Source organism: Pseudomonas sp. RT6P73, assembly GCF_054897715.1.
Genome location: NZ_JBUBUV010000002.1, coordinates 683736 through 705856, shown reverse-complemented (window position 1 = coordinate 705856; position 22121 = coordinate 683736). Strand labels below are relative to the sequence as shown.

Annotated in this window: 21 protein-coding genes; 5 read left to right on the top strand and 16 right to left on the bottom strand. The window is 59.9% G+C overall.

Going from position 1 to position 22121, the window contains the following annotated elements:
- Positions 1-93 precede the first annotated feature (93 nt).
- Both ACYZT6_RS03500 and ACYZT6_RS03495 read right to left on the bottom strand, forming a co-directional pair.
- On the bottom strand, positions 94-3159 hold the full coding sequence (locus ACYZT6_RS03500; protein ID WP_462025738.1) for an efflux RND transporter permease subunit: 3066 nt from the start codon (positions 3157-3159) through the stop codon (positions 94-96).
- 6 nt (positions 3160-3165) lie between these two features.
- Positions 3166-4266 carry an efflux RND transporter periplasmic adaptor subunit gene (locus tag ACYZT6_RS03495; protein ID WP_462025737.1) on the bottom strand — a complete coding sequence of 367 codons (1101 nt, stop codon included), beginning with the start codon at positions 4264-4266 and terminating at the stop codon, positions 3166-3168.
- Between the two features lie 94 nt (positions 4267-4360).
- Here ACYZT6_RS03495 and ACYZT6_RS03490 point away from each other — a divergent pair, with 94 nt between their 5' ends.
- Positions 4361-5005 carry a TetR/AcrR family transcriptional regulator gene (locus tag ACYZT6_RS03490; protein ID WP_462025736.1) on the top strand — a complete coding sequence of 215 codons (645 nt, stop codon included), beginning with the start codon at positions 4361-4363 and terminating at the stop codon, positions 5003-5005.
- Positions 5006-5113: 108 nt separating this feature from the next.
- Here ACYZT6_RS03490 and ACYZT6_RS03485 read toward each other — a convergent pair whose 3' ends face one another.
- A complete protein-coding gene (locus ACYZT6_RS03485; protein ID WP_010462878.1) occupies positions 5114-5896 on the bottom strand; it encodes a class I SAM-dependent methyltransferase in 783 nt (260 codons plus the stop codon).
- Positions 5897-5989: 93 nt separating this feature from the next.
- On the opposite strand from ACYZT6_RS03485, the gene ACYZT6_RS03480 reads away from it, so the two are divergent.
- Entirely contained in the window at positions 5990-6610 is a 621-nt protein-coding gene (locus ACYZT6_RS03480) for an energy transducer TonB (protein ID WP_462025735.1), read from the top strand.
- 16 nt (positions 6611-6626) lie between these two features.
- On the opposite strand, the gene ACYZT6_RS03475 is transcribed toward ACYZT6_RS03480, so the two are convergent.
- From ACYZT6_RS03475 to ppc, 7 genes are all read right to left on the bottom strand, one after another.
- Complete coding sequence (locus ACYZT6_RS03475; protein WP_462025734.1) at positions 6627-7295, bottom strand: extensin-like domain-containing protein; 669 nt, start codon at positions 7293-7295, stop codon at positions 6627-6629.
- Positions 7296-7324: 29 nt separating this feature from the next.
- Positions 7325-8146, bottom strand: coding sequence for an isocitrate lyase/PEP mutase family protein (locus tag ACYZT6_RS03470; protein WP_462025733.1), 822 nt, complete (start codon positions 8144-8146; stop codon positions 7325-7327).
- Between the two features lie 33 nt (positions 8147-8179).
- Entirely contained in the window at positions 8180-9040 is an 861-nt protein-coding gene (locus ACYZT6_RS03465; RefSeq protein WP_462025732.1) for a DUF72 domain-containing protein, read from the bottom strand.
- Positions 9040-9345, bottom strand: a complete 306-nt coding sequence (locus ACYZT6_RS03460) for a hypothetical protein (protein ID WP_462025731.1) — start codon at positions 9343-9345, stop codon at positions 9040-9042. Before ACYZT6_RS03460 ends, ACYZT6_RS03465 begins: the two co-directional genes overlap by 1 nt.
- Positions 9346-9619: 274 nt before the next feature.
- Positions 9620-10294, bottom strand: coding sequence for a tRNA (adenosine(37)-N6)-threonylcarbamoyltransferase complex dimerization subunit type 1 TsaB (tsaB, locus tag ACYZT6_RS03455; RefSeq protein WP_462025730.1), 675 nt, complete (start codon positions 10292-10294; stop codon positions 9620-9622).
- A gap of 93 nt (positions 10295-10387) precedes the next feature.
- On the bottom strand, positions 10388-11035 hold the full coding sequence (gene adk / locus ACYZT6_RS03450) for an adenylate kinase (protein ID WP_462025729.1): 648 nt from the start codon (positions 11033-11035) through the stop codon (positions 10388-10390).
- 288 nt (positions 11036-11323) lie between these two features.
- Positions 11324-13954, bottom strand: a complete 2631-nt coding sequence (ppc, locus tag ACYZT6_RS03445; RefSeq protein WP_462025728.1) for a phosphoenolpyruvate carboxylase — start codon at positions 13952-13954, stop codon at positions 11324-11326.
- Positions 13955-14169: 215 nt separating this feature from the next.
- Between ppc and ACYZT6_RS03440 the strand changes: the two genes are divergently transcribed.
- The 3 genes from ACYZT6_RS03440 (at position 14170) to ACYZT6_RS03430 (ending at position 16146) form a co-directional block, all read left to right on the top strand.
- Positions 14170-14514: a pilin assembly protein gene (locus ACYZT6_RS03440; protein WP_462025727.1), complete on the top strand. Its 345-nt coding sequence runs from the start codon at positions 14170-14172 to the stop codon at positions 14512-14514.
- Positions 14515-14888: 374 nt separating this feature from the next.
- A complete protein-coding gene (locus tag ACYZT6_RS03435) occupies positions 14889-15302 on the top strand; it encodes a DUF4398 domain-containing protein (RefSeq protein WP_462025726.1) in 414 nt (137 codons plus the stop codon).
- Positions 15303-15357: 55 nt separating this feature from the next.
- Positions 15358-16146, top strand: a complete 789-nt coding sequence (locus ACYZT6_RS03430) for an OmpA family protein (RefSeq protein WP_462025725.1) — start codon at positions 15358-15360, stop codon at positions 16144-16146.
- 227 nt (positions 16147-16373) lie between these two features.
- Here the strand turns inward: ACYZT6_RS03430 and ACYZT6_RS03425 are convergent, their stop codons facing one another.
- The 6 genes from ACYZT6_RS03425 to lysS form a co-directional block, all read right to left on the bottom strand.
- Positions 16374-16703: a hypothetical protein gene (locus ACYZT6_RS03425; RefSeq protein ID WP_462025724.1), complete on the bottom strand. Its 330-nt coding sequence runs from the start codon at positions 16701-16703 to the stop codon at positions 16374-16376.
- Positions 16700-17614 (bottom strand): alpha/beta hydrolase, encoded by a 915-nt coding sequence (locus ACYZT6_RS03420; RefSeq protein ID WP_403105010.1) that lies wholly within the window; start codon positions 17612-17614, stop codon positions 16700-16702. The genes ACYZT6_RS03425 and ACYZT6_RS03420 overlap by 4 nt, the downstream gene beginning before the upstream one ends.
- A 148-nt stretch (positions 17615-17762) precedes the next feature.
- Positions 17763-19040, bottom strand: coding sequence for a flavohemoglobin expression-modulating QEGLA motif protein (locus ACYZT6_RS03415; RefSeq protein ID WP_462025723.1), 1278 nt, complete (start codon positions 19038-19040; stop codon positions 17763-17765).
- 36 nt (positions 19041-19076) lie between these two features.
- Positions 19077-19637 (bottom strand): hypothetical protein, encoded by a 561-nt coding sequence (locus ACYZT6_RS03410; protein WP_462025722.1) that lies wholly within the window; start codon positions 19635-19637, stop codon positions 19077-19079.
- Positions 19638-19795: 158 nt separating this feature from the next.
- Complete coding sequence (locus ACYZT6_RS03405) at positions 19796-20512, bottom strand: TetR/AcrR family transcriptional regulator (RefSeq protein ID WP_461979841.1); 717 nt, start codon at positions 20510-20512, stop codon at positions 19796-19798.
- A gap of 102 nt (positions 20513-20614) precedes the next feature.
- Positions 20615-22117, bottom strand: coding sequence for a lysine--tRNA ligase (gene lysS, locus ACYZT6_RS03400; RefSeq protein ID WP_462025721.1), 1503 nt, complete (start codon positions 22115-22117; stop codon positions 20615-20617).
- Positions 22118-22121 lie beyond the last annotated feature (4 nt).

Here is a 22121-nt window from a genome sequence, read left to right as displayed (position 1 = left end):
TGCTGTCTCAAAAGCTCATTAAACTGAGCCTCGAGTACAGCATCCGGATCTCTCTGACTCAATATCAGAGAGATCCGAGATTGTCGTAGGAAGTCAGACCGACTCTTTCTTGATCCTGAACCACGCCGCATACAACGCCGGCAAAAACAGCAGTGTCAGCGCCGTCGCCACGATCAATCCGCCCATGATCGCCACCGCCATCGGCCCGAAGAACACGCTGCGTGACAACGGGATCATCGCCAGCACCGCCGCGAGCGCAGTCAACACGATGGGCCGGAAACGCCGCACCGTGGCTTCGATAATCGCTTGCCACGGCTTGAGCCCGGCGGCGATGTCCTGCTCGATCTGGTCCACCAGAATTACCGAGTTACGCATGATCATCCCGGACAATGCGATGGTCCCGAGCATGGCGACAAAGCCAAACGGCTGGCGGAACACCATCAGGAACAGCGTCACCCCAATCAAGCCCAGCGGCGCCGTCAGGAACACCATCACCGTGCGTGAGAAACTACGCAACTGCAGCATCAGCAAGGTCACCACCACCACAATGAACAGCGGCACGCCAGCCTTCACCGAGTTTTGCCCTCGGGCCGAGTCTTCCACCGTGCCGCCGACGTCCAGCAAGTAGCCATCCGGCAATTCGGCGCGGATCGGGTCGAGGGTCGGCATGATTTGCTGCACCAGCGTCGCCGGTTGTTGCTTGCCGTAGATGTCTGCGCGGATCGTCACGTTCGGCAGGCGGTTGCGGTGCCAGATAATGCCCTCCTCGAAGCCATATTCCAGCGTCGCGACTTGCGACAGCGCCACGCTGCGGCCGTTATCGGTCGGCACCGCCAGGCTTGGCAGCAACGACAGTTCGGTGCGCTCGTGCAAGGTGCCGCGCAGCAGGATCTCGATCAACTCGTTGTCTTCGCGATACTGGCTGACGCTGGAACCGGTCAGGGAGCTTTGCAGAAACTTCGACAGGTTCGCCGTGCTCACGCCCAGCGCCCGGGCGCGGTCCTGATCAACGTTCAGGTACACGACTTTGCTCGGCTCTTCCCAGTCCAGATGGACGTTCACCACATGCGGGTTCTCGCGAACCTTGGCCGCCACTTTACGGGCCAATGCGCGAACTTCCTCGATGTGCTCGCCGGTCACCCGGAACTGCACCGGATAGCCAACCGGCGGACCATTTTCAAGACGTGTGACCCGCGAGCGCAGGGCCGGAAATTGTTCGTTGAGGGTTTCGATCAGCCAGGTGCGCAGGTTTTCGCGCTCCTCGATGGTCTTGGCGAGGACGACAAACTGAGCGAAGCTCGCTGCCGGCAGCTGCTGATCCAGCGGCAGGTAGAAACGCGGCGATCCTGTGCCGACGTAGGCCACGTAGTTGTCGATGCCGGCGTGATCCTTCAGCAAGGCCTCAAGGCGTTTGACCTCATCGGCGGTGTTGCTCAGGGACGCACCTTCCGCGAGTTTCAGATCGACCATCAATTCAAGTCGACCCGAGGCCGGAAAGAATTGTTGCGGCACAAAGCGAAACAGCACGATGGAGCCGATGAACAGCACCACGGTCAGCACGATGACGGTTTTACGCCAGCGCACGCACCACTCCACCAAGCGCCTGACCCGCTGGTAGAACGGCGTGCCGTAAGGATCGGGCTGACCCGTGCCATGTTTGGCGGCATGAATCTTCGCCAGGTCCGGCAGGAGTTTTTCCCCCAGATACGGTACAAAAACCACCGCCGCAATCCACGAGGCCAGCAACGCGATGGTCACCACTTGGAAGATCGAACGCGTGTATTCGCCGGTGCCCGACTGCGCGGTGGCAATTGGCAGGAACCCGGCGGCGGTAATCAGGGTGCCGGTGAGCATCGGGAACGCAGTGCTGGTCCAGGCGTAACTGGCGGCCTTGATGCGGTCGAAGCCTTGCTCCATCTTGATCGCCATCATTTCCACGGCGATGATCGCGTCGTCCACCAACAAGCCCAACGCCAGCACCAACGCGCCGAGGGAAATCTTGTGCAGGCCGATGCCGAGGTAATACATGGAGGCGAAGGTCATCGCCAACACCAGCGGAATCGCCAGCGCCACCACCATGCCGGTGCGCACGCCGAGGGAGAAAAAGCTCACCAGCAACACAATCGCCAGGGCTTCGACCAACACCTGAACGAACTCGCCGACACCGGTTTTCACCGCGGCAGGCTGATCGGAGACCTTGCGCAGCTGCATGCCCGCCGGGAGGTTTTTCTGGATGCGGTCAAACTCGATTTCCAGCGCCTTGCCCAGCACCAGAATGTCGCCACCCTCCTTCATCGCCACGGCCAGACCGATGGCGCTTTCCGCCATGAAGCGCATGCGCGGTGCCGGTGGATCGTTGAAGCCGCGACGCACGTCCGCCACATCGGAGATACGGAAGGTGCGATCACCGACGCGGATCGGGAAGTTCTTGATCTCGTCGACCGTCTGAAAATTCCCCGACACCCGTAGCTGCAATCGCTCGCTGGTGGTTTCAAAGAACCCGGCCGTGGACACTGCGTTCTGCTCTTCAAGCGCTTGCTGCACAGCGGCCAGCGGCAAACCGAGCGTGGCGAGTTTGACGTTGGAGAGTTCGATCCAGATCTTCTCGTCCTGCAACCCGAGCAGATCGACCTTGCCCACATCCTTCACCCGTTGCAGCTGGATCTGGATGCGGTCGGCGTAATCCTTGAGCACCGCGTAATCAAAACCGTCGCCGGTCAGCGCGTAGATATTGCCGAAGGTGGTGCCAAATTCATCGTTGAAAAACGGCCCCTGAATACCCGGCGGCAAGGTGTGCCGAATGTCACTGACCTTTTTGCGGACCTGATACCACAGATCCGGTATCTGCACCGAATGCATGGAATCACGAGCAATGAAGGTCACCTGGGATTCACCGGGACGCGAGAACGAGACGATGCGCTCGTATTCGCCGGTTTCCATCAGTTTCTTTTCAATGCGCTCGGTGACCTGTCGCGACACTTCCTGCGCGGTGGCGCCCGGCCAGTTGGTACGGATCACCATGGCTTTGAAGGTGAACGGCGGGTCTTCGCTTTGGCCGAGTTTGGTGTAGGAAAGCGCGCCGACGATGGCCAGCAAGAGCATCAGGAACAGTACGATCTGGCGATTGCGCAGCGCCCATTCGGAGAGATTGAAACCCATCGGGGATTACTCCTTGTCCGCCAGATTGACCACGCGGTTGGAGCGATCCACCGGGCGCACTTGCTGCCCTTCCAGAAGGACATGGACACCCGCGGCGACCACCCAGTCGCTGGCATTCAGGCCTTCGAGCACCGGGACGGTTTTCTCGCCGAAGGCACCGACCCGGACCGGGGTTTTCTTCAAGGTATTGTTGGCACTGACAACCCAGACGTAGGTCGCGCCGTTTTCCGCCGTCAGTGCCGACAGCGGCACAGACAGCGGAATCACATCAGCCGTCTGGACGAACACCCGGGCGCTCTGGCCGAGTTCGGCAGGGACCTTGCCGCCGGTGAATGAAATTCGCGCAGCGAAGGTACGGGATTTTGGATCGGCAGCAGGCGACAGCTCACGGATACGCCCGGCGAAACGCTGATCGGGTTGGGTCCAGAGCTCTACCGACACCGGCTGACCGACCTTGAAGCGACCAAAGCTCTGCTCAGGCAGGCTGATCAACACTTCGCGCTCGCCATCGGTGGCGAGGGTAAACACGGTTTGCCCGGCCGCCACCACTTGCCCGACTTCAACTGCGCGTTTAGCCACTACGCCATCCTGTGGCGCACGCAGCACTGCGTAGCTGGCCTGATTGGTCGAGACGTTGAATTCGGCTTTGATTTGCTTGAGGCGTGCTTCACCGGATCGGTAAAGGTTTTCGGAATTGTCGTACTGCGAACGGCTGACCATCTGACGGTCCATCAGCGTCTTGTAGCGATCACGCTCGGCGCGCACCAGGCTCAGATTGGCCTCGGCGGCGGCCACTTGGGCACGGGTGGCTTCCAGTTGCAGGCGTACGTCCTGAGGATCGAGTTCGGCCAGAGGCTGATCGGCCTTGACCCGCTGCCCTTCTTCAACCAGTCGTCGGCTGACCTTGCCGCCAATGCGAAACGCCAGGTCCGGCTCATAGCGAGCCCGCACTTCACCCGGATAGCTTTCCATTGCCTGCGCCGAAGGCTCTGGCTGCACGACCATGGCCGGGCGGACCGTGACTTTAGGCGCCTCTTCGTGGCCACACGCAGACAATAAAAACGCCAGACTGACTGGCAACGCGAGGGGCAAGGCATAGCGGAACATGGTGAAGGACCTTTCGCTAATGGTGCTTGGAATAATTATACTGGCGAGTATGTTATTAATAGCAAACTCACCAGTCCAGTATTAAAAGCGAAGAATGTCGAACAATCTTTCAGCACCCAACGGTCCGGGCCGTCCCAAGGATCTGGCCAAGCGCCAGGCCATCCTCGATGCGGCGAAAATTCTGTTTCTGAGTAATGGTTACGCCAGCACCAGCATGGATGCCGTGGCGGCTCAAGCCGGCGTGTCGAAGCTGACCGTTTACAGCCACTTCAACGACAAGGAGACGCTATTCTCCGCCGCCGTGATGGCCAAGTGCGAAGAGCAGCTGCCCACGCTGTTTTTCGAATTGCCGGATGGCATTTCGGTAGAAACGGTGCTGCTGAACATCGCGCGTGGGTTTCATCTGCTGATCAACAGCGATGAATCGGTGAACCTGCATCGGCTGATGATGGCCTTGGGCAGCCAGGACCCGAAACTCTCACTGATCTTCTTCGAAGCCGGGCCGCAGCGCATGCTGCATGGCATGGAGCGGTTGCTGACCAAGGTTGATCAGAACGGCGCGTTGAGCATCGATAAACCGCGCAATGCGGCCGAGCATTTCTTCTGCCTGCTCAAGGGCGCGGGGAATTTCCGGTTGCTGTATGGCTGCGGCGAGCCAGTGACGGGCGATGCGGCCGAGGAGCATGTGCGGGAAGTGGTGGGATTGTTTATGCGGGCCTACAGGCCTGAGACAGCCTGATAGATTTGGGTTGTCTGAACTGACGCCATCGCGGGCAAGCCTCGCTCCTACAGGGTTAGCGCAGATCCTGTAGGAGCGAGGCTTGCCCGCGAAGGAGGCGATGCGGTATCAGGGCTTGAGCGCTTTCTTCGGGTAGATGTCATACCGACTGGATTTCCCATCCAGCGCATGACTCGGCTTCGGCCCCGCAATACAAGGCGCCTTGCGCGGTCGCTTGACCACCACCCGATGGCTGGCCAGTGCCAATGCGGCTTCGAGCAATGCCGGCGCATCCGGATCATCACCGACCAACGGCCGAAACAGACGCATTTCCTTCTTCACCAACGCCGTTTTCTCACGATGGGGAAACATCGGGTCGAGGTAGATCACCTGCGGCGGCTCCCCTTCCCAGTTGCGCATCACCTCGATCGAATTGCCCTTGAGCAACTTCATCCGCGCCACAATCGGCGCGACATCGAAATCTTCCGCACCACGGGCCAGTCCATCCTCAAGCAACGCACCGATCAGCGGCTGCCGCTCGATCAGGCTCATCTCGCAGCCCAGGCTCGCCAGCACGAACGCGTCCTTGCCCAGCCCCGCCGTGGCATCCAGCACACGTGGACGCACGCCCTGGGCGATGCCAACCGCCTTGGCGATCATCTGCCCCGTGCCACCGCCGAACAACCGGCGATGCGCCGCACCACCTTCGACGAAGTCCACCCGCACCGGCCCCGGTGCGTCCGGCCCGAGTTGTTGCAGCTGCAAACCTTGTTCGCCCACCTGCAAGGCAAACTCGCCGTCATCCACGTGCAAAGGCAAGCCCAGGCGTTCGGCCCATTGCTCGGCTTGTGGCTGAAACGCCGGGGCCGAGGCCTCGACGTGGATGCGGCAGGCCGCAGGTTGCTCAATCATGGGAAAACACGCTCAAAAAATTAATGATCGGCAAAAACGGCCGATAACAAAACTAACGAGCATTTTGCCAGAGCTGAGCGTCGACCGAGAAAAATGTCAGGCATTCAATCCACATCCGTAGGCTACCTATCGCGTCATGGCGATTATGGCCTGCGAAATTCACAGGCACTGAGCGGCGTCAGTCACCTGTGGCAGGATTTTTTTGCCCAGGCCCTGGCCGAACAGTCGACCGATGTGGTGCCGGCGTGTGGCACGTTTCCACCGGTTGATCTCGAAAGCCCGGTGGAGCCGACCGTCGGCAGCGAACTGCTGGCGCACATTGTCAGCCAGCGCGAATGCGATGTGAAAGAAACCGAAGTCAAGCCACCCGAGCCGCTGTTCCTGCCGATCGCCGAGTTCGAAATGGACCTGGCCGACAAACCTTTCCCGCCGTTCCCGGCTGAAGAAATCGACGCTCAACAGAAACAACAAGACTTCGAAAGTGGCTGGGTGCGTCCGATCGTGCTCACCGCCGGCCAGCCTGTGCCAGAAGCTGGCCCGGCGCCACAACCGCGTCCGCTGTACTTGCCGATCGCCGAATTCGAACTCGACCTGCTGGACAAACCGTTCCCACCGTTCTCCCCTGAAGAATTGGTGGCGCAACAGAAACAACTCGATTTCGATAACGGCTGGGCTCGCCCGATCGTCCTGCAGAACCTGCGCATCGCCGCCTGATCTTAATAACAGGCAGTCAACGACACACCCACCACGGCCCGACATCGACATGAAAGTGATTGCGATGGGCGGCGTTGTAGTCCGGGCTCAACACCACACTGAACAAGCCACAGGCGCCATCGCGAACCTGGCGCAGAAACCGTGCGTCCTGATTATCCTTCGGCCAATCCTTGAGCACGCTGATGGATCGACCGTCAGCCAGGCGGAAACCGGCAATGTCCAACGCATCGGCGCTGGCATGCTGGCTTCGCCGGCCGTTTTCGCGACCGTAGACGTTGCGGCAGGCAAAGCTGCCAAGATGATCGACCCGGCTAACGGGCTGCCCATACACCGCTTGCGCGGCGGGTTGCAGGGCATGGTGTTCGAACAGGGCAAACGAAACCGCCAGACGACAACTGGCGAGAAAGCTGCTGCTCAGCGCCACATCGCCGCCCTGCACACGCAAGGTGTTGATCAATGGACAGGTCGCGCCGGGACTGTCGGCTTGGCGCGTGACGCGTAATCCGGAGCTGTTCAAGGCTTGATCACACAATTGCGGATCATCGCGCAGGCGCATCAGTTTGTAGCGCGTCAGAAAATTTGGTTCAGCCTTCACGTCCAGCGGCGCCCATGGGTTCCACTGGGGTGGCAGAGCGATCCAGCCACGCCAGACACTCACGCCCGCCGCCCCGATGATCAACAGCATCAACAACAGCCACCACCGAAAACGCACCGTCAGCCTTTGAACAATTGATTGGCCTTGGCGTACGGCATGGACCGCGACGTGAATCCGAAGGTGCCCGACGTCTTGATCTCTTCGGCGGCGCGGAAAAACTCGCCATAAGCCGCCAAGGCCAGCGCCGAACCGACGCTGATACGTTTGACGCCCATCTCGCTCAACTGCTCCACCGTCAACTTGAGCCCCCCGGACATCAACACGTTGACCGGTTTCGGTGCCACGGCGCGGACCACCGCCAACACGTCTTCAGCGCTGCGCAGACCCGGCGCGTACAAGACGTCGGCGCCCGCCTCGGCGAACGCCTGCAAACGGCGGATGGTATCGGCCAGGTCAGGATTGCCGTGTAGAAAATTCTCGGCACGGGCGGTCAGCATAAAAGGGAAAGGCAAGCTGCGAGCCGCTGCGACGGCGGCTTCAATGCGCGCCACGGCATGCTCGAAACAGTAGATCGGCGCGTCTTCACGGCCGGTGGCATCTTCGATCGAGCCACCGACAGCACCGGCCGCTGCGGCCTGCAAAATACTTTGTGCGCACTCGGCCGGATCGTCCGCGAAGCCGTTTTCCAGGTCCACCGCCACCGGCAGCTCTGTTGCCGCGACAATCGCCCGGACGTTCGCCAGCGTATCGTCCAGCGTCAATGCGCCATCGGGCCGGGCGTTGGAAAAGGCATAACCGGCACTGGTGGTCGCCAGCGCCTCGAAACCCAGGCTGGCGAGCATCTTCGCCGAGCCGGCGTCCCACGGATTGGGAATGACAAAAGCGCCCTCGCGTTCGTGCAGTGCTTTGAACGCCTGGGCTCGAAGGGTTTGCGCATCCATTGGCAGGCTCCTGAAAAGGGGAACGAATCCGCCTCAGAGCAGGCCAAGTTGCTCGGCGGCGGGCTCTCTGTATAGCTCAGGCAACGGCGGCAAGCCAGGCAAACGCAGCATCAGTCTTGCGTGAAAACGTTGCGCCAGTTTGGCGGCCAGCAGGTTATCGGCGGTGTGCAGGAAAATGTAGGGCGTACGACCCTCTTCGACCCACACGGCGATTTTCTCGACCCATGGCTCCAGGAACGGATCGTTCGCCTCAAGCTGTGGATGGCCGATGAACCGCACCTGCGGGAATTGAGTAAACGCTGCCGGACGCGGCGGCACCCTGGGCTTTTTCGACTGGGCGTGGAGCACCGACGGATCGGTCGACGTGCAGCTGAACAGCGCACGCGGATCGAGGCAGATGCGTTCTACGCCACGATCCAGCAGCAGACGATTGAGCATTCGCTCGCTATCACCTTTGGCGAAGAATTCGTCATGCCGCACTTCAACGGCCAGCGGTCGCTCAAGCCCGTCGATGAAGCCGGCCAGTTCGGGCAATCGGTGCGGGGTGAAGCTTTTCGACAATTGCAGCCACAGGGGCGAAACCCGTTCACCGAGCGGGCTGAGCAATTGCAGGAAGGTTTCGGCGGCAGTCAGTTGTTCGCGCAGGTCACCGCCGTGGCTGATTTCGCCGGGAAATTTGGCGGTGAAGCGAAAATGTTCGGGCATGGTTTCGGCCCAGCGTTGCACGGTGCTGGCGGCCGGGCTCGCGTAGAAGGTCGTGTTGCCTTCTACGGCGTTGAATACTTGGGAATAGAGATTCAGAAATTCGGCGGGTTTGGCGTCTGGTGGATACAGATAATCGCGCCAGGCGTTTTCACTCCAGGACGGGCAGCCGAGGTAGTAAGGCAGCACCATCAGATGTACAGGTCGAGGCCCAGCACATCCGTATCCCAATCGACAAAACCGGCGGTGCTCAGGTAGCTGGCGAGTGCCATGGCTACGCTTTTCTTCATGGCGCGGTGGTAGATCATGTCTTGCTGACGCGCCGGAAGATTGCTCAAGCGCTGCGCGGAAGCTTTGGCGGCACGGGCGGCCAGTTGCTCCTCGGACGGAATTTCCAGCTCGCCGTCGATATCGACGTAGTCGTCATCCGCCACAGGGCCTTTGCGGGGCTTGCGCTTGATGGGGTAGGACTGGGAGGAAACGCCGTCTATACGCATGGAGTACATGTCCGGTATCAGTAGTGGCAGTCTAGTGGCACATAACCCACTTCGCAAACCGCCGAGTGATAACTAGAACACAGAAATACGAAAAGGTTTAAAAGCGGGGGTGAGAAAGTGACGATTGGCAATATCTGATAGATCGCTTTCGCGGGCAAGCCTCGCTCCTACAGGTTTTGAGCCGCCCCCAAAATATGTGAACGACACAAAACCTGTAGGAGCGAGCGGTGCGGCGATCCGACTTGCCCGCGAAGGGGTCAACTCGGTCTCGGAATTAACGCGCTTTCGGTGTCGCCACTTTATCGCGCAGGTAGACCGGTTGAGCCTCATCAGCAACGATCGCCTCACCGCGCTCCCAGGCAAACCGCGCCAGCGTCAGCAGGTCTTCAGCGTGGGGCAGCATGCCTGCGTCCTGCCCGCTCAGGTTGACGGCGATGCGTTCGGCATACCCCCAGCCCGTGCCGGCGCCGAACCATTCACCACTGGCATCGGTCGGCAAAGCGGCCACTTCCGGCGGCAATACCGCTTCATTGCCGACCAGGCGCATCTCGCCCGCCGTTTCGCGGTAGCAACCCCAATACACTTCATCCATCCGCGCATCGATGGCAGCCGCGACCTGGCTCACGCCGTGTTCGCGATACGCCCGCTGCGCCAGCACCGCCAGGTTTGAGACCGGCAACACCGGGCGATCCAGCGCAAACGCCAGGCCTTGCACCACACCGATGGCGATCCGCACGCCGGTGAAGGCGCCCGGCCCACGGCCGAAGGCGATGGCATCGACCGCTTGCAGGGTGGTCCCGGCATCGGCGAGCAACTGCTGGATCATCGGCAACAGCTTCTGCGCATGCAGGCGCGGGATCACCTCGTAATGACTCGTGACTTTGCCGTCATGCAGCAAGGCAACGGAGCAAGCTTCAGTCGCGGTGTCCAGGGCCAGCAAGGTGCTCATCGATGTTTCCGTAAGAGAGGTCAGAAAAAGTGCGCCAGTATAAACAACTACGGCCCGCAAGCGGGCCGTAGAAGATGAAGCGGTTCAGACTTTTCAGTTCAGCGCTTCAAGCACCTTGCCGGTGATCGCTTCAACCGAGCCAACACCTTCGATGTGGCTGTACTTCGGTTTGCCCTGAGCGACGGACAGCTCCTGGTAAAACTTCACCAGTGGCTCGGTCTGAGCGTGGTAGACGGAGAGACGATGACGCACGGTTTCTTCGGTATCGTCTTTGCGCTGCACCAGCTCTTCACCAGTGATGTCGTCTTTACCAGCAATTTTCGGCGGGTTGTAGACGATGTGGTACACGCGACCGCTGGCCTCGTGAACACGACGACCAGCGATACGCTGGACGATGTCTTCGTCTTTAACGTCGATTTCCAACACGTGGTCCAGCTGAACGCCGGCCTTCACCAGGGCTTCAGCCTGAGGAATGGTGCGCGGGAAACCGTCGAACAGGAAACCGTTGGCGCAATCGGCCTGGCTGATGCGTTCCTTGACCAGATTGATGATCAGGTCATCGGAAACCAGGCCACCGCTGTCCATGACGCTTTTGGCGATCAGGCCCAGCTCGGTGCCGGCCTTGACCGCAGCACGCAGCATGTCGCCGGTGGAGATTTGCGGGATGCCGAACTTTTCGGTGATGAACTTAGCCTGAGTACCTTTACCGGCCCCGGGAGCTCCCAGCAGAATGACGCGCATCGATGTGCTCCTCAATTTTTTATATAGATAACAACGGATTCGCCTCGTGGGGCCAATCTCAAAAACAGGGTCGTGGCCGCCCAAACGGCCAAAGGCTGATCAAGATACACAGCAGGCCCGGACCACACAAGCCGCCGAAAGTCGGAGAAACCTGCGCCACGCGTGACCTTTCGACGGGGTACCCCAAGTCGCAACCCCATCATTAACTGTCGCCTGGCAGACCATTTCTGCCACTAGCCCACAGGCACCCGATGCTCGCGCCGGGCGCCTTCCCCCACGACGAAAACCTTAGCCGGTATTTCGCAAACCGGCAGCAATCCCCGCCACAGACACCAGCAGCGCCTGTTCTACCGGGCTGCCCTGCGCCACTTCCTGCTGCCGCGAACGCGCCAACAGTTCGGCCTGCAATAGATGAAGCGGATCGAGATAGGTGTTACGCAAGCGGATGAATTCGAGGGTGTCTGGGCTATGTGCCAGTAGCTGAGACTGGCCGGTCAGCCCAAGGACCACAGCGCACGCCTGCGACAATAGGTCGCGTAAATGCGCACCCAAAGGGAGCAGATCCGGCTCGACCAGACGCTCATCGTAGGATCGGGCGATGTCGGCATCGGCTTTGGCCAAGACCATTTCCAGCATATCGATGCGTGTGCGAAAGAACGGCCACTGTTCGCGCATCTGTCCCAGCAGTTCGCCTTCGCCACGTTCCAGCGCCTTGCTCAGCGCCGCTTCCCAGCCAAGCCAGGCCGGCAACATCAGGCGCGTCTGGGTCCAGCCGAAGATCCAAGGAATGGCCCGCAGGCTTTCGATCCCGCCGGCACGGCGCTTGGCCGGGCGGCTGCCCAACGGTAAACGCCCCAGTTCCTGCTCCGGGGTGGACTGGCGGAAATACTCGACGAACTGCGGATTTTCCCGCACCACGGCGCGGTAAGCCTTGACCCCGTCAGCGGCCAATTCATCCATCAGATGGCGCCAGGCAGGTTCCGGTGGAGGCGGCGGCAGCAAGGTCGCTTCCAGCACGGCCGCCAAGTACAGATTGAGGTTTTGCTCGGCGATGTCCGGTAGGCCAAATTTGAAACGAATCATTTCCCCCTGCTCGGTGGTGCGGAAACGTCCTGCAACAGACCCGGGTGGCTGCGACAGAATCGCCGCGTGCGCGGGACCACCGCCGCGACCTACGGTGCCACCGCGACCGTGGAACAACAGCAGCTCAACTTGCTGCTCGCGGCAGATATCGACCAAGCGCTCCTGCGCCCGATATTGTGCCCAGGCCGCTGCTGTCGTGCCGGCGTCCTTGGCCGAGTCGGAATAGCCGATCATCACTTCCTGCGGCCCTTGCAGGCGCGAGCGATAGCCCGGCAGCAGCAACAGCTTTTCAATCACCGGACCGGCGTTGTCGAGGTCGGCGAGGGTTTCGAACAACGGCACCACGCGCATTGGCCGCAACACGCCGGACTCTTTGAGCAACAGTTGCACGGCGAGCACGTCGGAAGCGGCGCCGGCCATGGAGATCACATAAGAGCCGAGCGAAGCCCCTGGGGCGGCCGCAATTTCCCGGCACGTCGCCAGCACCTCGGCGGTGTCGGCCGACGGTTTGAAGTACGCGGGCAGCAACGGCCGACGGTTGTTCTGTTCACGCACCAGGAAGGCGATGCGCTCCTCTTCGCTCCAGTCTTCGTAGCGACCGAGGCCGAGGTAATCGGTGATTTCAGTCATGGCCGCGGTATGCCGCGACGAGTCCTGGCGCACATCGAGCCGGACCAGGAACAGCCCGAAGGTCACCGCGCGGCGCAAGCAATCAAGCAACGGACCCTCCGCGATCACGCCCATGCCGCACTCGTGCAAAGACTGGTAACACAACTCCAGCGGATCCAGCAGGTCGCGGTTGTTGTGCAGCACATCGGCGGTTGCCGGGGTGGTTGCGGTCAGTGAAGCGTGAGCCCAGTTACGCGTCGCCCGCAGACGTTCACGCAACTGTTTAAGCACCGCGCGATAAGGTTCGGCGCTGTCCCCGGCCTTGGCTCTCAGCGCATCGCTGGCCTGCTGCATCGACAGTTCAGCGGCGAGATGGTCGACATCACGCACGTACAAATCAGCGGCCATCCAGCGTGCCAGCAGCAAGACTTCGCGGGTAACGGCAGCCGTCACGTTCGGGTTGCCGTCGCGGTCGCCGCCCATCCACGAAGCAAAGCGGATCGGCGCGCCTTCCAGTGGTAAATGCAGGCCGGTGGCGGCATGCAGGGCTTTATCGGCCTTGCGCATATAGTTCGGGATTGCCTGCCATAGCGAATGCTCGATCACCGCGAAACCCCATTTGGCTTCGTCGACCGGTGTCGGGCGGGTGCGGCGGATTTCTTCGGTGTGCCAGGCTTCGGCGATCAGGCGTTGCAACTTCGCCTGGATCTGTTCGCGCTCGGCAGTCGTCAGGTCGCGATGGTCCTGGGCGGCCAGTTGCGCGGCGATGGCGTCGTATTTCTGGATCAGCGTGCGGCGCGCCACTTCGGTCGGGTGAGCGGTGAGGACCAGCTCGATCTCCAGTCGACCCAGTTGCCGGGCCAGGGATTCGGCGCTATGACCTTCGGCGCGCAGACGAGCGAGCAGCTCCGGCAGCACCCGTGATTCGAACGGGGCCGGCTGCGACTCTTCACGGCGGTGAATCAGTTGATACTGCTCGGCGATATTGGCCAGGTTGAGAAACTGGTTGAACGCCCGCGCCACCGGCAGCAACTCTTCTTCGCTCAATTGGTTGAGGCTGGCGCTCAGTTCAGCGTCCATCGAACCGCGACGGTCGGCTTTGGCGCCCTTGCGGATCTGCTCGATCTTGTCGAGAAAGCCATCCCCGTATTGTTCACGAATGGTGTTGCCCAACAGCTCACCCAACAGGTGAACGTCCTCGCGCAAGCGTGCATCAATATCGGTCATCAGCAGTTCTCCAGCGAAAATCCGGGTGTCTTGGAATGCCATGCTCTGATAGCAGAGAGTGCCGCTCTAAAGCGCTTCTTACAAGCAGACGACGAAGGGACGTTAAACCTTGTGGGTTCAAGCTAGTCTGAAGAGTAAGCCGTACAACGGCTTGCCGCCGACCATTGGCGGACACTCACACCGCCTGCCACGAGCAGGAGCGCAATGAGGTTTTTATGAAAATCCGCGAACTTGCCCTGCATTGGGAAGAAAACGCCAAGGGTCGCCTGACCGACACCGGTTACAGGATTCATCTGGACATGGAAGCTGCCGCACGGCTGGCGGCGATTACCGAGATGTACCCCAAACGCCAGCCCGAAGAGCTGCTTGGCGAGCTGATCGGTGCGGCGCTGGAAGAGCTCGAAAAGAGCTTTCCCTACGTAAAAGGATCGACCGTGGTGGCCACCGATGAAGAAGGTGATCCGCTGTACGAAGACGTTGGTCCGACCCCGCGTTTTCTGGCGTTGTCCCGTCGTCATCTGCACGATTTGTCATCCGGTAACGACAAGCAAAAACATTGATCCCCCCAATACCTGTGGGAGCGAGCCTGCTCGCGATGCGGTCTGACTTCCGATATTTATGTCGCCTGACACACCGCTATCGCGAGCAGGCTCGCTCCCACATTTAGCCTGCATATCCCTTCGATTATTGCGTGTTCCCAGGCCGTTAAATGGTCGGGCATACCGCTGCACATCGCCAAAGTTCCCGACTTAGAGCCTTGTCCGCTCGGTCAAAGTATTTTCAGGCGATAGGCCATCTTCTCTGAACTTTTGAAAAACCCCTCGGGTCACAGCCATTAACCACGCCTGGGACGGCCGTTTCAAAACACCCCGGAAATTGACGGTTACGGCTCCTTGCCCAGCATGGATTTTTAAGTTTTTCAGGAGTTATACCAATGGAGTTGAAGACCATGAAGATCAGCACTGCCAAGACCTCGTTCAATCACCTGCGCGGTTTGAAACTGGCTGCCCTGGCAATCGGCAGCAGCTTCGTACTGGCTGGTTGCGCTGGCAACCCGCCGAGCGAGCAATTCGCCGTGACCCAATCCGCTGTGAATGGCGCCGTCAGCGCCGGTGGCACCGAGTTCGCCGCCGTGGAAATGAAGTCCGCGCAGGACAAGCTCAAACAAGCCGAAATCGCCATGCATGACAAAAAGTATGCCGAGGCCAAAGTGTTGGCCGAACAGGCTGAGTGGGACGCTCGCGTAGCTGAACGCAAAGCTCAGGCGATGAAAGCCGAACAGGCTGTAAAGGACTCCCAGAAAGGGGTTCAGGAACTGCGTCAGGAAAGCCAGCGCACCGTGCAGTAAGCGCGCATCCCGACCTCAGACTTGAAGCTCTTATCGATAGAAAGGACGAATTATTATGCGTAAACAATTGATGATCCCCGCTCTCCTGGCCGCAAGCGTTGCACTGGCTGCCTGCTCCACCCCGCCTAACGCGAACCTGGAACAGGCCCGCACCAACTACAGCGGCCTGCAAGCCAACCCGCAAGCCAGCAAAGTGGCGGCACTGGAAACCAAGGACGCAAGCGATTACCTGGACAAGGCCGACAAGGCGTACATGGACAAGGAAGACCAGAACAAGGTCGACCAACTGGCCTATCTGACCAATCAGCGTGTTGAAGTGGCGAAGCAGACCATCGCCCTGCGCACCGCTGAAGCCAACCTGAAAAACGCTTCGGCTCAACGTGCCCAGGCCCGTCTCGATGCTCGCGATCAGCAGATCAAGCAATTGCAGGACAGCCTGAACGCCAAGCAGACCGATCGCGGTACGCTGGTGACCTTCGGTGACGTGCTGTTCGCGACCGACCGTGCTGACCTGAAATCCAGCGGTCTGGTGAACATCAACAAACTGGCGCAGTTCCTCTCGGAAAACCCTGATCGCAAAGTGATCGTCGAGGGATACACCGACAGCACCGGCACTGCGAGCCACAACCAGTCGCTGTCCGAGCGTCGTGCGGGTTCCGTGCGCATGGCGCTGGTGAAAATGGGCGTTGATCCAGCGCGCGTCGTTGCGCAGGGTTATGGCAAGGAGTACCCGGTTGCGGAAAACACCAGCACCTCGGGTCGTGCGATGAACCGTCGAGTGGAAGTGACCATTTCCAACGACAACCAGCCAGTGATCCCGCGTTCGGCTGTCAGCTCGAACTAAGCCTCACCTGCTGAAACACAAAAGCCCCGCCTGAGTCGATCAGGCGGGGCTTTTTTGTCCGCAGTTTGTCTGATGCATCGCGTTATCGTTCTTCGCGGGCAAGCCTCGCTCCTACGGGATGCGGAGAACCTGTAGGAGCGAAGCTTGCTCGCGAATGAGTCGACTCGGTGTGTCTGACGATCCGCGTTATCGTTCTTCGCGGGCAAGCCTCGCTCCTACGGGAGCGATTACTGCTCAAGTTTTTGCGGGGTTTCTTCGCCCATGCAGCGCACGGCTTTTTTCTTGCTGTTGACCAATACGCCGGTCAGGCCTTTTTGTTCGGTGTCGAACATCACCAGCACGCCATCGATGCACTGGGCCACTTGCGCCGCGGGTTCCAGGGAGACTTTGTAGTCTTCTCCCGGCACAGTCTTGATCATGGTGAAGTCGCTGAGCAGCAGCGCATCTTCGGGTTTGGCGAAGTGCAGGTAGCCGTAGTACCACAGGGCACCAACAGTGCCGAGGATACTGCAGATTCCGGTGATGATCAGCGGGATGGCGTTACGTTCTTCACTCATTGCGGACTCTCTGAGGGTTCATCTTCTGAATTCGGGGGTGCCGGGTAATTGGGGATTTCACCCAGGCGGCGCAGGCCATTGAAATGCTGCGGGTCGTCGAGATAACGCAGCATCACTTTGCGCCAGACCGGGTCGGCGAATGTCTGCACATGACCACCGCGGGTCAATTGCAGCACGCGCGGCGGCGGCGCAGCTTGATACAGACGGATGCCGTTGGAAAGGGGCACGATCGGATCGTCGATGCTGTGGTAGATCAGTTTCGGTACGCCATTGAGCTGTGCCATGGAATTGATCGCACTGTCGCCGTCCGGTACCAGCCACGAAAGCGGCACCTGGAACGCCCAGGTCAGCCAGGAATTGCTCAGGGCGAACCGGCCGATGCTGCGATAGCTGGCGGGCACGCCGTCGAGGACGAAGGCCTTGAGTTGTTTCTGACGTTCAGGATGCTGGACCAGGTAATGCACGGCCATCGAACCGCCAAGGCTCTGGCCGAGCAGAATCAGCGGTTTGCCCTTGACCTCGGGGGCCTGATCGAGCCACTTGAACGCGGCGTCGATGTCCTGATAGATCGCCGGCAGACTCGGTTCACCTTCGGACAAACCGTAACCGCGATAATCGATCAGCAGCACCTGATAGCCTTCCTCCGGCAACCACCAGCTCCCGCCCAGATGCATCGGCAAATTGCCGCCGTTGCCGTGCAGATGCAGCACCGTCCCCTTGACCTCGACGCCTTTTTTCGCCGGCAGCCACCAAGCGTTCAGCCTGAGGCCATCGGCGGTGGTGAGGGTCACTTCGCGGTATTCGAGCTTGGCTTTTTCCGGGGTGAACAGCTGGCCGGGCTCGGGGTAGAACAGCAGAGAGCTGCAACCGCTCAGGGTCAGGAGAAGGCAGAGGATGCCGAGGATTCTCATCCGTTGAAACCTCGCGAAAATGAATTGAAAAAGCACCACGCCCCTGTAGGAGCGAGGCTTGCCCGCGAAGGCGATATGTCAGTCAACATAGATGTTGAATGTTAAGCCGCCTTCGCGGGCAAGCCTCGCTCCTACAGGGACGTGGCGATTACAGGATGTTCGAGTAATCCGCTTCGATCCGGTCCAGGCTCAGGTGGTTGAGGAAGTTGGAGAAGCACATCCACGCCGACAGTGCGTTCAGGTCGCGGAACTGATCCGGCAAATACTTCGGTGGCACCACCAGCCCTTCGTCCACCAACTGGCGCAAGGTCCGCATGTCTTCCAGCGTGGTCTTGCCGCAAAACAGCAGCGGAATCTGCTCAAGCTTGCCCTTACGCACGGCCAACTGAATGTAGTTGTAAACCATGATAAAGCCCTTGAGGTAGGACAAGTCTTTGGTAAACGGCAGACCGGTCGGTATCGAACCACGGAAAACCCGACTGGCGTTGCCGTAGCTTTCAGCCATTTCGAAGCCTTGTTCGCGGAAAAATTCGAAGATCTGCAAAAAGTCCGCGCCCTCCTCCACCATGTGAATGGCACGGGTGCGGTTGGTCAGTTTGCGAAGGCGGCTCGGGTAGGACGCGAAGGTGATGATTTCCATCAGGATCGCCAGGCCTTCCTGGGTCACCGTCGACGACGGCGGGCCTTTGGACAGGAAGGTGCAGATCGGCTGGTTCAGCCCGTTGAGCGTGGTGCCCACGTGCACCAACCCTTCATGGACTTCCAAGGCACGCACGTCACGTTCGTTGAACATCGCGTCGGTGCGGATCTTGATGTAGTCGGCGCCGGCCGCCGCATCGGCCACGATGCCGTCAGACTCGAACACCCGGATGGTTTCCTCGGCTTCGCCAAACACTTTGCTCAGCCGGGTTTGCAGCAGATGTACGGCATCCTTGGCGGTGAGGATTTTCGGTTCGTCCTTCAGGTCGCCCCGGCCGTCGATGTTGTTCAGGTAATCGGAGAGCATCAGGCCGAGGTCGGACAGGGTCGGGTCGCCAGCATGGAACGCGTCGGACGCAGCGCCGTACAGCTCCTGGGAAATCAGCCCGAAATCCTCGGTGCCGCGTGCTTCGAGCATACGCACCACCATCCGGTATTCCTTGCACATGCGCCGCATGATCTGGCCAACCGGGTTGAACTGGCCGAGCTGACGGGTGATATCACGCTCGATGTTCTGGAATTCCAGTTTCACTTTGCTGGAATCAAACGACAGCGGCCGATTGAGGTAATAGTCGCGGTCCACAGCCGGCATTTCCTTGCCCTTGGCCTTGAGGAAATTCTTGCGAATGCTGTCGTCCCACTTGACCGCATCGAGGACGCGAATCGGCGTCTGTGCCAGCACAATGCGATCGGACAAAATGCGTATCGTCTGCTGGTAATCGTCCACCCGAAACTCCTGTAGAAAAACCGTTATGTGCTGGCTTTATTTAACTTTAGCTTTGGCCAGGCGCTGATAGCGCGCCGCCTCGACGAAGACATCGGAATTGGCCGGATCATCGAGGTAAGCAAAGACCTGGTCCATGCTGTTATTGATCAACACGCCGTCGCCATCATCGGTCTGGAAGCCTTCGCCGCTCAGGACTTTTTGCCCCAGGGCCTGATTGATCTGCTCGAGATCGAGGTTGTAGACCACCAATTCGTGCTTATCGTTGAGTTCAAATCCGAAGAGGGTGAAATGCCCGCCGAATTGCGCCGGGACCTTCGCCGACAGGTACCAACGGCTGCCATGGCGCGACACCGTAAAGGGATAGGCTTCACGCTCTTTGGGCTTGGCCTTGAAGTAGCTGACCGCCTGATAGCGATTGTCGCCCAGACGCGTCAGCTCCAGGTTCATCGGCTCGCCCCAGGCATTGGTGCTGGTCCATTTGCCGAGCAGACCTTTAGGCGCGGGGTCGCTGGCGGGCAGTGGGTCCTTGAAGGTCACCAGACAGCCACTGAGCAGCAGGAACGACAAGGCGATCACAACGACACGCCAGGCTTTCATTCAACACTCCCTATGAACACATTTCCCCCGAATGCTCACCGTCCCTGTAGGAGCGAGGCTTGCCCGCGAAGGCGATATGTCAGTCAACATAGATGTTGAATGTTAAGCCGCCTTCGCGGGCAAGCCTCGCTCCTACAGGGTCGCGGTGCACCCCGGGATTACACCGACGCCAATACCAAGTGCATGTAGCGATTGAGGATACCGAGCATTTCAGCTTCGGCGACAGGCTCGGCGTCGTTGAGCAGGCCCTGATATTCCATCCGTCCGATAATCGCCGTCAACACCTTGGCATCCTGTTGCGGTTCGCGAGAACCCAACACCTCAAAAAGCTGGCACGTCCCTTGGAGCAGAATTTGCTGGTGGGAGCGCACCAACAGCGCCAGACGCGGGTTCAGCAGCGCTTCCTGACGGAACGCCTGTTCGGCCATCAAGTGTTCGCGGCGGTTGATCAGTTGCCGGTGCACATAGTCCGCCATCAACCGCGCAATGTCGTCCGCCAGTTGCGAGCGCGACTCGGGGCTGCCGTCGCCGCTGACCACCATCTCGCGCAGCAGGCCTTCGTTGTTCACCCACAATTTGGCCATGAAAGCGGCGCTGCGTTCCACGTATTGGGCGAAGGTATCGGTGAGCAGGTCATCGATATCCTTGAAATAGTAGGTGGTGGCCGACAGCGGCACACCGGCCTCTGCCGCCACCGCACGGTGACGCACGGCCCGCACGCCATCGCGCACGACAATGCGCATCGCCGCATCGAGAATGTCCTGTCGACGCTGCTCGCTGCCCTGTCGGCTGGCCTTGCGGCCCTGATACTGAACGCTTTCAGCGACCGCAGTTGCGATGCCCGCTGCACCTTCTTGAGCAATTGCACGGTTCACGACAGGTATTCCTCTCTTACTTCAAAAGTAACCATTTGATACGTTTGTACCAGACAGGCAATAAAAAGCCGCCTGTTATAGGCGGCTTTTTTATCGAAACACTTACGCTTGCGGCCGCATGTGCGGGAACAGGATCACGTCGCGGATCGACGGTGAGTTGGTCAACAACATCACCAGACGGTCGATGCCGATCCCTTCACCCGCCGTTGGCGGCATGCCGTACTCCAGCGCGCGAACGAAGTCGGCGTCGTAGTGCATGGCTTCGTCATCGCCCGCGTCCTTGTCGGCCACCTGCGCCATGAAACGCTCGGCCTGGTCTTCCGCGTCGTTCAGCTCGGAGTAGGCGTTGGCGATTTCGCGGCCACCGATGAACAGTTCAAAACGGTCGGTGACGCTTGGGTTCTCGTCGTTACGACGGGCCAGCGGCGACACTTCGAACGGGTACTGGGTGATGAAGTGCGGCTGTTCCAGCTTGTGCTCGACCAGTTCTTCGAAAATCATCACCTGCAACTTGCCCAGACCTTCGAAGCCCAGCACCTTGGCGCCGGCCTTCTTGGCGATGGCGCGAGCCTTGTCGATGTCGGTCAGGTCGTCAGCGGTCAGCTCAGGGTTGTACTTGAGGATCGAGTCGAACACCGACAGACGCACGAACGGTTCGCCGAAGTGGAACACCTTGTCGCCGTACGGCACATCGGTGCTGCCCAGAACCAGCTGCGCCAGTTCACGGAACAGTTCTTCGGTCAGGTCCATGTTGTCTTCGTAGTCGGCGTACGCCTGGTAGAACTCCAACATGGTGAATTCAGGGTTGTGACGGGTCGAAACGCCTTCGTTACGGAAGTTGCGGTTGATCTCGAACACTTTCTCGAAGCCGCCGACAACGAGGCGCTTGAGGTACAGCTCAGGCGCGATACGCAGGAACATTTCCATGTCCAGCGCGTTGTGGTGGGTCTCGAATGGCTTGGCCGCCGCGCCGCCCGGAATGGTTTGCAGCATCGGCGTTTCGACTTCCAGGAAGTCACGCTTCATCAGGAAGCTGCGAATGTGCGCAATCACTTGCGAACGCACGCGGAAGGTCTGGCGCACCTCTTCGTTGACGATCAGGTCAACGTAGCGCTGGCGATAGCGCTGTTCGGTGTCGGTCAGGCCGTGGTGCTTGTCCGGCAGCGGGCGCAGCGACTTGGTCAGCAGGCGCACTTCGGTCATTTCAACGTACAGGTCGCCCTTGCCGGAACGCGCCAGGGTGCCAACGGCTGCAATGATGTCGCCCATGTCCCAGGTTTTCACCGCGGCCAGGGTTTCTTCGGACAGGGTCTTACGGTTGACGTAGACCTGAATGCGCCCGGTCATGTCCTGGATCACCATGAACGAGCCACGGTTGAGCATGATGCGACCGGCAACCTTGACCGGGATCGCAGCCTCTGCCAGCTCTTCCTTGGTCTTGTCCGCGTACTGTTTCTGCAAGTCTTCGCAGTAGTTGTCGCGGCGGAAGTCGTTGGGGAAGGCATTGCCCTTGGCGCGCTCGGCAGCAAGCTTTTCCTTGCGCAGGGCGATCAGGGAGTTTTCTTCCTGTTGCAGGGCTTGCGGGTCGAGTTCTAGGTCGCTCATGTCT